Source organism: Motiliproteus sp. SC1-56 (assembly GCF_017309075.1).
Lineage (GTDB): Bacteria > Pseudomonadota > Gammaproteobacteria > Pseudomonadales > Balneatricaceae > Motiliproteus.
Genome location: NZ_JAEMGS010000002.1, coordinates 181,518 through 196,502, shown reverse-complemented (window position 1 = coordinate 196,502; position 14,985 = coordinate 181,518). Strand labels below are relative to the sequence as shown.

Here is a 14,985-nt window from a genome sequence, read left to right as displayed (position 1 = left end):
AGGCTATTGATCCCGACACTCACCATGACCCGACGCCCTTCCCCACCCCCTTTCGATGTTACGGCCGTACGCCAGGACTTCCCCCTCATCGGCGGCCAGGCCCACTGTTACCTGGACAACGGAGCCACCACCCAGAAACCCCGCTGCGTCATTGACAGCCTCAGCGAGTACTACCGGGGTTATAACGCCAACGTCCACCGCGCAGCCCACCGTTTGAGCGCCCAGGCCACCGAAGCCTTCGAACAGGCCCGAAAACAGGTGCAGGGGTTTATCAACGCCGCCCAGCCGCAGGAGATTATCTGGACCCGGGGCACCACCGAGGCCATCAACCTGGTGGCGGCCAGCTACGGGGAGCATAACGTCGGGCCCGGGGATGAAATTCTTGTCAGTCTCATGGAGCACCACTCCAATATCGTGCCCTGGCAACTGCTCGCCCAGCGCCGTGGCGCCCACCTGCGGGTGATCCCCCTCACCGAGGGCGGCGATATCGATACCCGGGCGTTTTCCAACCTGCTCAACGAACGCACCCGCCTGGTGGCGCTCACCCAGGTCTCCAACGCCCTGGGGACCGTCAACCCTGTCGCCGAGCTCACCCGCCTGGCCCAGGCAGCTGGCGCTCGGGTACTGGTGGACGGCGCCCAGGCGGTGGCCCATTTCGGGGTGGACGTGCAGCAGCTCGGGTGCGATTTTTATGCATTTTCAGGCCACAAGCTGTTTGGCCCCACCGGGATCGGCGTACTCTACGGAAAGGAGGCACTGCTTGAAGTCATGCCCCCCTGGCAAGCCGGGGGCGAGATGATCGAGCGGGTCAGTTTTGAACATACCACCTTCAACCGCCTGCCGTTCAAGTTCGAGGCAGGCACTCCCAACATCGGCGGTGCGATCGCGCTGGGACGGGCCATCGGCTACCTCGAGTCCCTCGACCGCCCGGGCTGGCAGGCCCACGAGGAGCGCCTCACCCGGCTGGCGCTTGCGCGGCTGAGCGCGGTGCCCGGTGTCCGGATCATCGGCGCCCCCGCGCGACGGGCCGCCGTAATCCCCTTTGTGCTGGAGGGCATGCACAGTGCCGACCTGGGAGTGCTCCTCGACCGCCAGGGTATTGCCATCCGCACCGGCCATCACTGCGCGATGCCCCTGATGGAGCACCTGGGACTGCCGGGAACCGCCCGCGCCTCGCTGGCGCTCTACAACACCGACGCCGAAGTCGAGCGCCTGGCCCAAGCTCTTGAAAGCCAGCAACGGGCTGCAGCACAACCCAGCGCCCCGCTGGCCGCGAAGCCCCTTTATCAGCAACTGGGCGCCCTCAAAGGCTGGGATGCACGCTACCGCTGGCTGATGAAACTGGGGAAAAACCTGCCGCCGCTACCCGATAACGCCCGCACGGAGAAGAACCGGCTGCACGGCTGTGACAGCCAGGTGTGGCTGGTGCATGAGTTCGATGTGGAGCTCGGCGCTCACCGCTTCCGGGTCGACAGCGACGCCCGCATCATCCGCGCCCTGGGCGAACTGATGGTCGAGGCGCTGCAGGGGCTGAGTGCCGAGCAGATCGTCGATTTCGACATGACCGCCTATTTCACCGACCTCGGCCTGTTGCAGCACCTTAGCCAGTCACGGAACAACGGTTTGCATGCCCTGATGAGGGCGATACAAGGGATTGCCGCGCAGTACCACGATTAAACCCCGGCTTCAGCTTTGGCCTGTGCCCGCTCGGCCAGTTTCTGCAACACGCGGGATACGGCGACAAAACCGAAGGTCGCCGTCACACAGGTCGAGGCGCCGAAACCGCCGCTGCAATCCAGGCGCATACCCGCCTCGCCGGTGGTTTTCTGCTGGCATACGCTGCCATCCGCCTGCGGATACACCAACTGTTCGGTGGAGTAGACGCAGGGCACATCGAAACGACGTTTCGTATTCTTCGTAAACCCATGAAAACGGCGCAAATGCGACCGGACTTTCGCTGCCAGGGGGTCGTGCTGAGTACGGCTCAGGTCCGCCACCTGAATCTGGGTCGGGTCCACCTGCCCGCCCGCACCGCCCACGGTGATCAGCGCGATTTTACGGCGGCGACAGAAAGCGATCATCGCCGCCTTGGCCCGCACGCTATCGATGGCATCGATGACAAAGTCGTAACCCCGGTCCAGAAGGGTTTCGAGGTTGTCCTCGGCCACGAAATCCTCTTCGACCTCGCAGCGGCACTCCGGGTTGATCGAGCGGATCCGCTCGGCCATCACCGCCACCTTGGATTGCCCGATGGTTGTTCCAAGCGCATGGATCTGACGATTGGTGTTGGAAACGCACAGATCATCGAGGTCGATCAGGGTAATCCGCCCGACCCCGGAACGGGCCAGGGCCTCGGCCGCCCAGGAGCCGACCCCGCCGATGCCGACCACACAGACATGGGCCGCCCGAAAGGCTTCCACGGCCACCGTACCGTACAATCGCTGGACGCCGCCGAAGCGGGCTTCAAATTCTGCGCTCATGATATTCATCCCGGACCGACAAGGCGTGGCATTGTAACGCCAAACCGCCACTGCCGCAGCCTGCGGAAAACGGTGATCTTTTCTATTCTTAATGCAGATGTTCGAGTGCCACACGGGAGATACCGAGCATGAACACTCAGAGCCCTCAGGCCCTAACCCCGCAGCAACGGTCAGTGATTCTGGAAACCATGAATCAGGAGCGCGCTGATGACCTGCTCCTCTACGCCGAGGTCTACGCCAAGCAGCACGGTGCGAAAGCCGCACGACTGGTTGACCTGCACGCCGACAGCATGGATCTGGAGCTGGAGTTTCTCTACAGCACCCCGAAGCGGGTCAACATCCGCTTCTCCCACCCGATTGAAGACGCCACCACCGCCGAGCTTCATTTCGACCTCCTTGCCAAGAAGGCGCACGAGCTTCGCGGCGACGACACCGGCAGTTCGATGCGGCGCACCCTGTTCCGCATGCTGCCGGAGTGGATGAAACACTGACCTGAATATGGGGTTGGACGCCCTACGCGTTCGCTGTCTCGCTCAGGAGGGCGGCAAGCGCCGCCCTTGCCTCTTGCTGCGGCAGATGCCCCCGCACGCAAGCCACGATCACCGGCTCGCCCGCGGGGTTGCGCATGGTGACCTCGGCTTCCAGGCGACCACGGTCATCGACGCTGCGCACCGCAAATAGGCACTCGATCCGCTGCCCGGGGTAGACCGGGCGTACAAAGCGAAACTCCATCGCCGATGCCAGCAACCCCAACTGGCCACCGATTTCGGTCAACAACGCACCGACCAGCAGACCGTGGCAAATCACCCCGTCAAAGCCCTTGGCGGCGGTGAAACGGGTGTCGTGGTGCACGGGGTTGAAGTCCCGTGAGAGTTCGGCGAAGCGTTGGATGTCCGACTCGGTAAAGGTGCGCTCGATTCGGAAGCGATCGCCGCTCACCACACCCTTGATTGCCGTTTGCCTGATTTCACTCACCGGCGCCGCTCCCATCCATTAAAATACGGAACCGTATTCTAATGGTTTTCTGCAAATTTTGCCGTTAAGCTTTTTTGCCGCTTTCCCGTTATCCCGAGGTCGATTCTATGCCCCTTCCGCCGCCAGCCCCCCGCCGCAAAGCCCACCGCCGAGAGGTGACCTGCGAAGGTTTCGAACGGGACGACGGGCTCTGGGATATCGAAGGCCGGATGACCGACGTTAAAACCTACGCGATTGAAAACCGTGACCGCGGCGGCTTGATTCCGGCGGGGGAGCCGCTCCACGACATGGCCCTGCGACTGACGATCAGTCTTGACGGCACCATCCATCAGGTGGAGGCCGTGATCGACCACGCCCCTTTCAGCATCTGCCCGCGGATCACCGGCGCGTTCAAGCAACTGGAAGGGCAGCGGATCGGCCCCGGCTGGAACCGCCTGGTGCGCCGCCTTTTCGCCGGCACCCAAGGGTGCACCCACCTGATGGAGCTGCTGGGGCCGATTGCCACCACCGCCTTCCAGGCGACCAGCAGCGCGCGCAAGGCCAAAGCCGCGGCCGAGGACAATGGTCGGGAACCGGGGATCATCAACAGCTGCCACGCCCTGGCGGCAGACGGCGAGGTGGTGCGCGACTTCTGGCCAGCGCACTACCACCCCAAGGAGTAACCCCCTAGCCGCGCTGGCGGTAGTCCGAGAACCAGTCGATCACCGCCTCCCGGTCGCCGCGAAAAACGACCCGATCGAGTTTTTTCTGCAGCTGGTAGTCGTACATGGGGTCGTAGTAGTTTTTCAGTAGAAACTCGATCCAGGCCCGGTGACCCTCCAGCTCCCCGGTCGCCTGCTGACGCTGCAGCGCCTGTTGCAACAGAGCGCTCACTTCCTGGTGGCGGGCGCCACCCAGCCGCTTGCGGATCCGGTCCAGGCTCTCTTGCATATAGGTGGCGTAACGGACTTCCCCCGCCTCGCCGTAGACCCGGCGATATTCTTCGCCCAGATCAACCACGTAATCTTCGATCACGGTGTCGATCCGCACCTCCATCGGCTCCTCCAGCAGCGCCAGGGGCGCGGCTTTCATGCGATCGAACAACGACAGGGGCAGGCTGAGACTGCCGATCAGACGGCTTTCGTCCTCCAACATCAACGTCCCGGGCATCGATTCACGGAGTTTTAGCAGACGGATGGCCAGGGCATTCTCGAAATCAATCTGGGTCGGCTGGGGCGAGACCCGACGCCCGAAGCTGGAACCCCGGTGGTTGGCCAGTCCTTCCAGGTCCACCGCCGCGGCGACCCGCTCGATCACCTTGGTCTTGCCGGTGCCGGTACGCCCACCCAGGATCAGCAGGGGCCACGCGGCGGCCTCCTCCAGCACCTCGAGCAGGTAACGCCGCAACGCTTTGTAGCCACCTTCCACATAGGGGTAGTCAATCCCCGCCTCACGCAACCACTGCTGGGTCACCCGCGAACGCAACCCGCCCCGAAAACAGTAGAGGAAGCCCTCGGGATGGGCCGCAGCAAAGGCCTTCCAGCCCGCCACCCGCTGTTCTTTCAGTTCGCCGCAGACCAGTCGGTGACCCAGTTCGATGGCGGCCTCCTGGCCCTGCTCCTTGTAACAGGTACCGACCTGGGCGCGCTCTTCATCGCTCATCAAGGGAAGGTTGACGCTGTTGGGAAATGCCCCTTGCTGAAACTCGACCGGTGCCCGAGTATCGAATAGAGGCACGTCCTCAAGGAAGAGCCTGCGGTAATCCCGCGTATTGCTGCGACCCATCAGGCGCCCCGTACCTTAATCAGTGGCGACGCGCCGGAAGGCTGATCGATCAGCTCGCCGATGGGGGCCAGATCAAGCCCCGCCCCCCGGGTCAACGCGAGAAACGCAGCCTCGGCTTCCGGGGCAACCGCCACCAGCAGCCCGCCACTGGTCTGCGGATCACAAAGCAGCTGCCACTGCTCCGGCGCCAGGGCGCTGACCTGGTGGCCGTAGCTGGCGTAATTCCGCTCGCTGCCGCCAGGCACACAGCCCTGGGCGAGGTAGCGCTCCACCTCGGGCAGGCGCGGCACCCGGGCCAGGTCAATCTCGGCCCCGACCCCACTGCCTTCGCACACTTCAGCCAGGTGACCAAGCAGTCCAAAGCCGGTGACATCGGTGACCGCCTTAACGCCCTCAAGTCGCGAGATCTCGGCCCCGATCCGGTTGAGCTGGCACATGGAATCACGGGCGATATGCTGGTGCTCAGGCTGCAACCGTTTTTTCTTCTGCGCAGTGGTCAGAATGCCCACCCCCAGCGGCTTTGTCAGATAGAGGCGACACCCCGCCGTTGCGGTGTCGTTGCGCTTGAGCTGCGCGATCGAGACCTGGCCGGTCACCGCCAACCCGAAAATCGGCTCCGGTGCATCGATGCTATGTCCGCCAGCCAAAACGATGCCCGCGTCCTTACAGGCCTGGCGTCCGCCGTCCACCACCTGCTGGGCCACCTCGACCGGCAGCCGGTTGACCGGCCAGCCCAGAATGGCGATGGCCAGGGTAGGCGTTCCGCCCATGGCATAGACATCGGAAATGGCATTGGTCGCGGCGATGCGCCCGAAGTCAAAAGGGTCATCCACCACCGGCATGAAAAAATCGGTGGTGCTGATCACCGCCTGGCCGTTGCCCAGGTCATAAACGGCGGCATCGTCTCTTGAGCTGTTGCCCACCAGCAGGCGCGGATCCTCCAGCGGGGTAATCTGACTGCTGAGGATCTTCTCCAGCACGTTGGGAGCGATCTTGCAGCCACAGCCGGCGCCGTGGCTATACTCGGTAAGCTTGATGGCATCGTTCATCTGTTTATCCCGGCACGAAGCCGCTTGCAGGCACAATATTGGGCCGACTTTATACACCAAAAGGGCCGCCCAAGTCGAAAGCGCCCCCTTTGCCCGGAACGCCGGGTCAGCCATAATGCCGCCCATCGTCACTATTCACGGAGCCGGCATGCATCCCGTTCAACCCTTGCTCGACACCCTGGGCGGCCACGGCGACAGCGGACTGCTGTCCTTGTTCGACCTGCTGGAAAGTGCCTGCGAGGGCTCCGTCCTGGTGGACGCCAAGTGCCGCGTACTCTGGGTCAGTGAAAAATACCGCCCCCTGCTGGGCTTGGCCGAGGACCTGGAGGTGGAGGGACGGGAGATCGAAGAGATCATTCCCAACAGTCTGATGCGCCAGGTCGTTGAACGGGGAGAGCCACAACTGCTGGATCTCATGCGTTTCGGGGAACGCTGGTTCGTCGTCACCCGCCTGCCCCTCAAGGACCGCGCCGGCAAGATTCAAGGTGCCATCGGCTTCGTGTTCTATCAGCAGCTGGACAGGCTACGTCCGCTGGTCGACCGCTTCACCCGCCTGCAGGAAAAACCCACGCGCCGGGGAACAGACCGCACCACCCGCTACAGCTTTGCCGACATGGTGGGTTCGAGCCCCGCCTTGCTCCGGTTACGCCAGCAAGCGCTGCGTGCTGCCCACAGCGAAGGTACGGTCCTGCTGCTGGGTGAAACCGGCACCGGCAAAGAGATCCTGGCCCAGGCCATGCACACTGCTTCGCCAAGGGCCAACGGCCCCTTTGTCGGGGTCAACACCGCCGCCCTGCCCGACACCCTCGTCGAGGCGGAACTGTTCGGCGCGGCCCCCGGGGCCTACACCGGCGCCGACCGCCGGGGACGCCAGGGCAAGTTCGAACTCGCCCGCGGGGGCACCCTGTTTTTGGATGAGATCGGCGATATCAGCGCCGATGTCCAAAGCAAGCTCTTGCGGGTGCTGGAGGAACGTCAGGTCGAGCCCCTGGGCAGCAACCGGCTGGTGCCTGTCGACGTGCGCGTCATCGCTGCCACCAGTCGCGACCTGGAAGCGCGGGTGGCCGAGGGCCAGTTTCGCGCCGACCTGTTTTACCGACTCAACGTACTGCCGCTCACCCTGCCGCCGCTGCGAGAGCGCCTGGAAGACCTACCCGAACTGTGCGAAAGCATCAATCTGCATGTGGCTGAAGAGCTGGGCGGCGCGCCCCTGGTGCTGGATTCTGCGCTGCTCGATGCCCTACGCCGTTATCACTGGCCGGGTAATGTCCGCGAACTGCGTAACGTGCTGGAGCGGGCCCACCTCTTTGCCGAGAACGGTCGGGTTCCGCTCAGCGCTCTCAGCAGTTTTATTCCCGTTCCTATTGCCGGCGCCGGAAGCCTCCCATACACCGATGGCGGCTCGCTGGCCCGCGCACAGGAAGCCGACAGCGCGTCGGTCAGGCCGCTGGCCCAGGCCCTGGCCGACGCCGAGCGAGACGCCCTCGCCACCGCCTTGCGCCAGCACCGGGGTAATAAGAGCCGGGCTGCGCAGGCCCTGGGCATCTCCCGAGCGACCCTCTACGAAAAGCTCCAACGCCATGGCAACCTTTTAGTGTCCGAATAGCCAGACAGTGTCTGAAAGACCAGACATTCCGCACGCGGTGTGTGTACGAAATTCCAGACAGCAGCCGATCAGAATTTCCCTCAAGGCTTATAAATGACTGTTATAAAGGGCTTTTAATTTTTGGCATGGGTTTCGCTATATAGATCGTGCGATTCCATTCCCCCGCTTGGCGGGGCAACCCTAACACTGGAGATTTGTCTTATGATCGCACGCTGCAAAACTAACGAGGCCTTTGAAGACAACCTGACCGGCGACAAGCTCTACCCCATTCTTGACCTGCGCAACGGCTCCGTCCTGATCGTCAACGACCGGGAAGAAGAGCGCTGGTACGGCGTCAGCCGCTTCCAACTGGTCAGCGCCGCCAGCGTTTCCCAGGCAGCTTAAACTTTGTGTACAGCCCCAGAAGGAGCAGCGCCGATGAATGGAAATAAAATCGTATCGGCTCAGGAAGCCGTCGCCCTGGTGCAAGACGGAGACACCCTGGCAACGGCAGGCTTTGTCGGCGTGGGCTTCCCTGAAGCCCTCGCCTGCGCCCTGGAAGCCCGGTTTGAGGACCAGGCAAGCCCGCGCGACCTGAGCCTGGTCTATGCGGCCGGCCAAGGGGACGGCAAGCAACGGGGCCTCAACCACCTGGCTCACGAGGGCATGGTAAAGCGGGTGATCGGCGGTCACTGGGGACTGGTTCCCGGGCTTGGCCGCTTGGCCCGTGAAAACAAGATCGAAGCCTACAATCTGCCACAGGGCGTTATTTGCCAGCTGTTCCGCGACATCGCCGCAGGCCGCCCCGGCTGCCTGACCCACGTGGGGCTCAACACGTTCGTGGACCCCCGGGTCGACGGCGGCAAACTCAACGATGTCAGCACAGAAGACCTGGTCCAACTGCTTCCCGTCAACGGACAGGATCACCTTTTTTATAAAGCATTCCCGATCAACGTCGCCTTCTTGCGAGGCACCACAGCCGACCCGTTGGGTAATATTTCCATGGAGCGCGAAGCACTGCCCCTGGAAAGCCTGGCCATTGCCCAGGCAGTCAAAAACTCCGGCGGCACCGTCATCGTTCAGGTCGAGCGCGTAACCGAGCGGCACAACCTGCACCCCAGCATGGTCCGCATCCCGGGCATCCTGGTGGACCGGGTGGTAGTGGCCGATCAGGAGCACCACTGGCAGACCTTTGCCGAGGTTTACAACCCCTCCTATACCGGCGAGATTCAAGCCCATACGGATCTTGAAAAGGCCCCCATGGACGCCCGCAAGCTGATCGCCCGTCGCGCCCTGATGGAGCTTAAGCCCGGGGCCACCATCAACCTGGGCATCGGCATGCCCGAGACCCTGGCGCCGGTTGCCAACGAAGAAGGTCTGCTGGATGCGGTCACCATGACCATCGAACCCGGCGGCATCGGCGGCCTACCGGCCGGCGGACTGAGCTTTGGCGCCGTGATCAACCCGCATTCCATGATCGACCAACCGTCGCAATTCGACTTTTATGACGGCGGCGGGCTGGATCAGGCCTTCCTGGGCATGGCGCAGGTCAGCCCGGCGGGGGACGTGAATGTCAGTCGCTTCGGTGAACGAATTGCCGGCGCCGGCGGCTTTATCAACATCAGCCAGAACGCCCGGGAAATTTACTTCATGGGCACGTTCCTCAGCGGCAAACCGGCCATGACCATTGGGGACAACGGGCTGTCCGACCTGACCCCGTCGGGACAGCGCAAGTTCGTCAAGGAAGTGGGCCACCTGACCTTCAGCGGGCGCTATGCTGCCGAACGGGGCCAGCGGGTGTTTTATATCACCGAGCGCTGCGTTTTCCAGCTCACGCCCGAAGGGCTTGAGCTTATCGAAATCGCCCCCGGCGTTGACCTTGAGAAGGACATTCTGGCCCACATGGATTTCCGCCCCCGGATCGCCCAAACCCTGTGTCAGAGCGACCGGCGGCTTTACCGCCAGGGGCCGATGAATTTACGCCACCCCGGTAGCGCCGGTATCGACCATTTGCGCAAGGCGCTCGCACAAGCGCCCCATATGCTTCTATAATAACCATTCACACGGAGGGGCTTTGCATGTTATCGGAATCCGAACTCGAAGAGATCATCACCGAAATTAATAACGGTGAAAACGGCTTTTAACCGCCGAACCGCGCTAAAACGCGACCACGACATCACCCCTAAAAGGGGCAAAAAAAGGGGCTTAGCCCCTTTTTTAATGCCCGCCTTTTGCCTTCAACACACCAACGACCTCGCTGGGCGCCCCCTTGATCCCCCGCACAGCTGCCCAATCGCCCATCACGAATTGGGCCTCTGCAACCGGTACAGCGTTAACCCCCCAGGTTCAACAGCCCGCCCAGGATCAACATAATGATCACCACCGCCAAAGCGGTATACGCCAGCAATTTCAGTAACCGCATGGACACCTCCGGCCCGGATCAATCCCGGGCTTAAAGCAGAATCAAGGTGGCAAGCCCCAGAAAGGAAAAAAAACCGATGGCGTCGGTCGCGGTGGTCAAGACCACCCCGCCGGCAAGGGCAGGATCCACGCCTACCTGCTTGAGGGCCAGCGGGATCAGGGTGCCCGCTGCCGCCCCAGTCAGGATGACCGCCAGCATGGCCGCACCGAACACCAGCCCCAACTGATAATCCCCAAACCAGTAAAATGCCACCGCCGTCACCACCAAAGACCAGAAAAGGCCGTTGATTCCACCGATGGTCAGCTCGTGCCCCACCAATCGCCACAGGTTGCTCCGCCCCACCTGATCCAGGGCGATGCCGCGGGTCACCAGGGTCAGCGTCTGAGTGCCAGCCACGCCCCCCATACTGGCAACCACCGGCATCAAAATAGCCAGCGCCACGACCTGCTCGATGGACGCCTCGAACAGCCCGATCACCCAGGCCGCTATAAAGGCCGTCACCAGGTTGATCCCCAGCCACAAGGCGCGACGCACCGAGCTTCCTACCACCGGCGCAAACAGGTCCGGGTGCTTGTCCAGGCCAGCACGCCCCAGAATCTCGCGATCGGCCTGGTCGCGCATCACATCGATGACATCATCAACCGTAATCCGCCCAAGCAACCGCCCCTGGTCGTCCACCACCGGAGCGCTCAGGAGGTCTTGATCCTCGAAAATGCGCGCCACCTCAGCTGAAGGCTTAAGTGGGGTCACCGACGTTTCTCCCTGGACCATCACCTCAGAGACGGTGGTATCAACATCGTAGGAAACCAATGCGCTCAGCGGCAGCACGCCGACCAGTCGATTGTTACGGTCCACCACCATCAGTGAATCCAGATGCTCGGGCAAGGCGCCCTCTCGGACGCGGGCGCGCCGTAGGTAGCGCAGCACAGCCTTGAGCGTCACGTCTCCCCGTACCGCGGTGGCATCGGCGTCCATCAACCCCCCGGCGGTATCGTCCGGGTATTGCTTAACCAGCGCGAATCGCTGCCGGCGTTGGCTGTCCATGGCCTGCACCATGGCGTTGACCACCGGGATGGGAAGATCCTCCTCGAGATCCGCCAACTCGTCCATCTGCATGGCCGACAGGGTAATGAAGAGCGTGTCCTCGTCAGTATGGTTGATCAAGTGACGGCGCAGATCATCATGAACCTCCAGCAGCACCTCGCCCTTTTTATCCACCTCCACCTGGGACCAGAAAGGAAGTCGCAGCGAGTTGGGAAGGGACTCCAGAACGCGAGCCGCCTCTGCCGGCGACAGCGGCTCAATCAGCATCCTCGCCCCCTGAACGGGGTCCGACTCCAGGGCGGTACTGATCACCCCGAGCAGTTCATTCAGCTTTGTTTTCATCACACTTACTCGCCCCCCGTGTCAGGCGCCCCGGGCCCGCCTAAAGCTTAGACCGAGCCCGGGGTGCGGTTTGCCCTCGCCGGAAAATATTATTACACTTCTAATTATTAGAGCTCAAACTTTCTTAATGTTGGAGTCCCTATGGTAAGTCGATATAATTCCGCGTCAGCCCCTCTGGATATGTTTGAACCCATGGCCGAATCCCTCTACTGGCACGATGTTTTAATCTCTTTGCGGCGCATCATCCGCGCCACCGACCTGCAATCCAAGCGCATGGTCAAGAGCTGTGGCCTGACCATTCCCCAGGTCATGGTGCTGCGGGCCATTGACCTGCTGGGGGATGTCACCGTGAAACGGATTTCTGATGACGTTTCCCTCAGCCAGGCAACGGTCACCACCATCCTCAACCGGCTGGAAGATCGAAAGCTGGTGGAACGGGTTCGCTGTCAGAGCGACAAGCGGATCGTCAACGCACGCCTCACCGATTGCGGTCGGGAGATGCTGATGTCGGTCCCCCCCCTGCTGCACGAAAAATTCATTGAACGCTTCGACGCGCTTGAGGACTGGGAAAAAACCCAGATCATCTCCGCCCTGCAACGGGTCGCGACCATGATGGATGCCGAATCCATTGACGCCGCCCCACTGCTCGATATCGCCCCCACCCGCGTCTACTAGCCCCCTTACCTACAGGGCTTCTTCAATATTTTGTCGGCATGCGGCAGGGTGTTGCACGCTCTATTGACACCTGATTCGTTCTCTAACGATTAGAGAACAACATGATTCGACGGCCACCCTCAACAAAAGGCCATCGCATTCGTTTTCACTAGTCGAAAAAATACCTTTTTTTTCAGAATTTTAAAAACAAAACCCAGAGAAGCTATACTGTTTGCTGTTTGCCGCCAGTTAGTTAGACATGTAAGCTAATGCGGCTCATTTTAGCGGTAACGATCCCAAGCTTGCGATCCAGCCGCGCCACAGCGGCCCCCGAAGTTAAGTGAGAACCTGCTATGACCACCAAGCTTAACGTCAAGCACCTTTTCAAAGTGTTTGGTCCCAATCCCGAAAGAGCCTTCAAGCTGCTCGAAAAAGGGCTGGACAAAGAACAGATTTTCGAAAAAACCGGCCTGACCATCGGCGTCCAGGATGTCAGCTTTGAGATTCAAGAAGGCGAAATTTTCGTGGTCATGGGGCTCTCCGGCTCCGGCAAGTCGACCCTGGTGCGACTGCTGAACCGTCTGATCGAGCCCACCGAGGGCGAAGTCTGGATCGACGGCCAAAACGTCGCCGCCCTCAACGAGAAGCAACTGCGCGAAGTGCGCCGGCAAAAAATCAGCATGGTGTTTCAATCGTTCGCGCTGATGCCTCACATGAACATTCTGGACAACACCGCCTTTGGCCTGGAACTCTCGGGTACTGACAAGCAAGAACGCGAAGCCCGTGCCCGCGATGCCCTCAAGCAGGTAGGGCTCGACCCCTGGGAAGCCTCCTACCCGGATGAACTCTCCGGGGGGATGCAGCAGCGGGTCGGTCTCGCCCGCGCCCTGACCAACGACCCCGACATCCTGCTGATGGACGAAGCCTTTTCAGCCCTGGACCCGCTGATCCGCACCGAGATGCAGGACGAATTGCTGCGCCTGCAGGCCGAGCACCAGCGCACGGTGGTGTTCATTTCCCACGACCTGGATGAAGCCATGCGCATCGGCGACCGCATCGCCATCATGCAGAACGGCCGGGTGGTTCAGGTCGGCGCCCCCGATGAGATCCTCAACAACCCTGCCAACGATTACGTGCGGTCCTTTTTCAAAGGCGTGGACATCACCAATGTGTTCTCGGCCCGCGAGGTCGCCCAGAAAAAGCAGGCCACCCTGATCAAGCGCGACCGAGAGGACTGGTTGCGCAGCGGCCTCAAGCTGCTCGAGGACAACGACCGCGATTTTGGCTACGTGGTGGACCGGGGCAATCGCTTCGTGGGCACCGTCTCGGTGGACTCACTCAAAGCTGTGCTTCGGGATCGGCAGCCGCTCGAGGCGGCGCTGCTGGACACGCCCGAGCCCCTGGCCAGTGACACTCCGATCAGTGAACTGATCGGAACCGTCGCCCAGGCGCCGTGCAGCGTGCCGGTCATTGACGAGAACAACATTTACCTGGGGGTCATCAGCAAGGCCCTGCTGCTCGAAGCACTGGATCGGGAGGTAACGGCATGAGTGAACAGAATCCCTGGGCCACGACACAGGCGCCCGAACAACAGAACGATCCCTGGGGCAGCACAGAGTCCCCCTCAACAGAAGCCTCTCCCTGGGGCTCAGCCGGCGAAGCTGAGGCGCAATCCCCGAGCCAAGGCTGGCTTCAGGCCGACACCAGCAACACGGAGGTCGGCAACAGCCTGAGCGAGCCCTTCAACCAGCCCTGGATTCCCGTCGAGGAAGGGGTGGAAAGCTTTATCGACTGGTTTGTTCCCCTCTTCCGGCCCTTCTTTTCAGCCATCAAGGCGCCGATCGACGGAACACTGAGCGCCATCGAGTCGATGCTCAGCGCTGCCCATCCGTTGGTGATTATCGCCATCTTCGCCCTGCTCGCCTGGCAACTGGCCGGGCGGCGACTGGGTATCGGCACCGCGCTAAGCTTCACCGCCATCGGCGCCATGGGCGCCTGGCCCGAAGCCATGATCACCCTTTCCCTGGTTCTGACGTCGGTGTTTTTCTGCGTGCTGATCGGCATTCCCACCGGCATCTGGATGGCCCGCAGCGAATGGGCCAACCGGGTCATCCGCCCGGTGCTGGACGCCATGCAGACCACGCCGGCCTTCGTTTACCTGGTCCCCATCGTGATGCTGTTCGGAATCGGCAACGTGCCGGGGGTGGTGGTGACCATCATCTTCGCCGTGCCGCCGGTGATCCGCCTCACCAACCTGGGGATTCGCCAGGTACCCGCCAACCTGATCGAAGCGGCGCACTCCTTCGGGGCCAGCCAGCGCCAACTGCTGTACAAAGTGCAACTGCCACTGGCCATGCCAACCATTATGGCCGGGGTAAACCAGACCCTGATGCTGGCCCTCTCCATGGTGGTGATCGCCTCCATGATCGCCGTGGGCGGGCTCGGCCTGATGGTGATGCGCGGCATCGGCCGCCTGGACATCGGCCTGGCCACTCTGGGCGGCATCGGCATCGTCATCCTGGCCATCATTCTCGACCGCATGACCCAGTCACTCGGTCGAGACGCGCGCGAGCGCGGCACCCGCAACTGGTACGACACCGGCCCCGCCGCATTCATCATGCGCGTATTTGGCCGCAACGCTACCCATTCATCCAACCAAAAGGGATAAAC

The 14,985-nt window shown here is 62.0% G+C and carries 14 protein-coding genes; 9 read left to right on the top strand and 5 right to left on the bottom strand.

All coding sequences use genetic code 11. The annotated features are described in order from the left end of the window. Positions 1-24: 24 nt before the first annotated feature. Positions 25-1,677 (top strand): SufS family cysteine desulfurase, encoded by a 1,653-nt coding sequence (locus JGZ97_RS02710; RefSeq protein ID WP_207061068.1) that lies wholly within the window; start codon positions 25-27, stop codon positions 1,675-1,677. Here JGZ97_RS02710 and tcdA read toward each other — a convergent pair. After that, positions 1,674-2,480, bottom strand: a complete 807-nt coding sequence (gene tcdA, locus JGZ97_RS02705) for a tRNA cyclic N6-threonylcarbamoyladenosine(37) synthase TcdA (RefSeq protein WP_207061067.1) — start codon at positions 2,478-2,480, stop codon at positions 1,674-1,676. The genes JGZ97_RS02710 and tcdA overlap by 4 nt on opposite strands. 128 nt (positions 2,481-2,608) lie before the next feature. On the opposite strand from tcdA, the gene JGZ97_RS02700 reads away from it, so the two are divergent. Then, positions 2,609-2,971, top strand: a complete 363-nt coding sequence (locus tag JGZ97_RS02700) for a DUF2470 domain-containing protein (RefSeq protein ID WP_207061066.1) — start codon at positions 2,609-2,611, stop codon at positions 2,969-2,971. A gap of 22 nt (positions 2,972-2,993) precedes the next feature. On the opposite strand, the gene JGZ97_RS02695 is transcribed toward JGZ97_RS02700, so the two are convergent. Further along, complete coding sequence (locus JGZ97_RS02695; protein WP_207061065.1) at positions 2,994-3,455, bottom strand: MaoC/PaaZ C-terminal domain-containing protein; 462 nt, start codon at positions 3,453-3,455, stop codon at positions 2,994-2,996. A 107-nt stretch (positions 3,456-3,562) separates the two neighbouring features. On the opposite strand from JGZ97_RS02695, the gene JGZ97_RS02690 reads away from it, so the two are divergent. Continuing rightward, positions 3,563-4,117: a DUF2889 domain-containing protein gene (locus JGZ97_RS02690; RefSeq protein WP_207061064.1), complete on the top strand. Its 555-nt coding sequence runs from the start codon at positions 3,563-3,565 to the stop codon at positions 4,115-4,117. Between the two features lie 4 nt (positions 4,118-4,121). On the opposite strand, the gene mnmH is transcribed toward JGZ97_RS02690, so the two are convergent. Both mnmH and selD read right to left on the bottom strand, forming a co-directional pair. Then, a complete protein-coding gene (gene mnmH / locus JGZ97_RS02685; RefSeq protein WP_207061063.1) occupies positions 4,122-5,219 on the bottom strand; it encodes a tRNA 2-selenouridine(34) synthase MnmH in 1,098 nt (365 codons plus the stop codon). Beyond that, positions 5,219-6,268, bottom strand: a complete 1,050-nt coding sequence (gene selD / locus JGZ97_RS02680; RefSeq protein ID WP_207061062.1) for a selenide, water dikinase SelD — start codon at positions 6,266-6,268, stop codon at positions 5,219-5,221. The genes mnmH and selD overlap by 1 nt, the downstream gene beginning before the upstream one ends. Before the next feature lie 148 nt (positions 6,269-6,416). Between selD and JGZ97_RS02675 the strand changes: the two genes are divergently transcribed. From JGZ97_RS02675 to JGZ97_RS02665, 3 genes are all read left to right on the top strand, one after another. Continuing rightward, positions 6,417-7,874 carry a sigma-54-dependent Fis family transcriptional regulator gene (locus JGZ97_RS02675; protein ID WP_207061061.1) on the top strand — a complete coding sequence of 486 codons (1,458 nt, stop codon included), beginning with the start codon at positions 6,417-6,419 and terminating at the stop codon, positions 7,872-7,874. Between the two features lie 201 nt (positions 7,875-8,075). Next, complete coding sequence (locus JGZ97_RS02670; protein ID WP_207061060.1) at positions 8,076-8,258, top strand: hypothetical protein; 183 nt, start codon at positions 8,076-8,078, stop codon at positions 8,256-8,258. 33 nt (positions 8,259-8,291) lie between these two features. Beyond that, positions 8,292-9,905: an acyl CoA:acetate/3-ketoacid CoA transferase gene (locus JGZ97_RS02665; RefSeq protein WP_207061059.1), complete on the top strand. Its 1,614-nt coding sequence runs from the start codon at positions 8,292-8,294 to the stop codon at positions 9,903-9,905. Positions 9,906-10,305: 400 nt separating this feature from the next. On the opposite strand, the gene mgtE is transcribed toward JGZ97_RS02665, so the two are convergent. Beyond that, positions 10,306-11,661, bottom strand: coding sequence for a magnesium transporter (gene mgtE, locus JGZ97_RS02660; protein WP_207061058.1), 1,356 nt, complete (start codon positions 11,659-11,661; stop codon positions 10,306-10,308). Positions 11,662-11,841: 180 nt separating this feature from the next. Between mgtE and JGZ97_RS02655 the strand changes: the two genes are divergently transcribed. From JGZ97_RS02655 to proW, 3 genes are all read left to right on the top strand, one after another. Continuing rightward, a complete protein-coding gene (locus JGZ97_RS02655; RefSeq protein ID WP_370583980.1) occupies positions 11,842-12,336 on the top strand; it encodes a MarR family winged helix-turn-helix transcriptional regulator in 495 nt (164 codons plus the stop codon). Between the two features lie 332 nt (positions 12,337-12,668). Next, complete coding sequence (gene proV / locus JGZ97_RS02650; RefSeq protein ID WP_207061057.1) at positions 12,669-13,865, top strand: glycine betaine/L-proline ABC transporter ATP-binding protein ProV; 1,197 nt, start codon at positions 12,669-12,671, stop codon at positions 13,863-13,865. Then, positions 13,862-14,983 carry a glycine betaine/L-proline ABC transporter permease ProW gene (proW, locus tag JGZ97_RS02645; protein ID WP_207061056.1) on the top strand — a complete coding sequence of 374 codons (1,122 nt, stop codon included), beginning with the start codon at positions 13,862-13,864 and terminating at the stop codon, positions 14,981-14,983. The genes proV and proW overlap by 4 nt, the downstream gene beginning before the upstream one ends. The last annotated feature ends 2 nt before the right edge of the window (positions 14,984-14,985 follow it).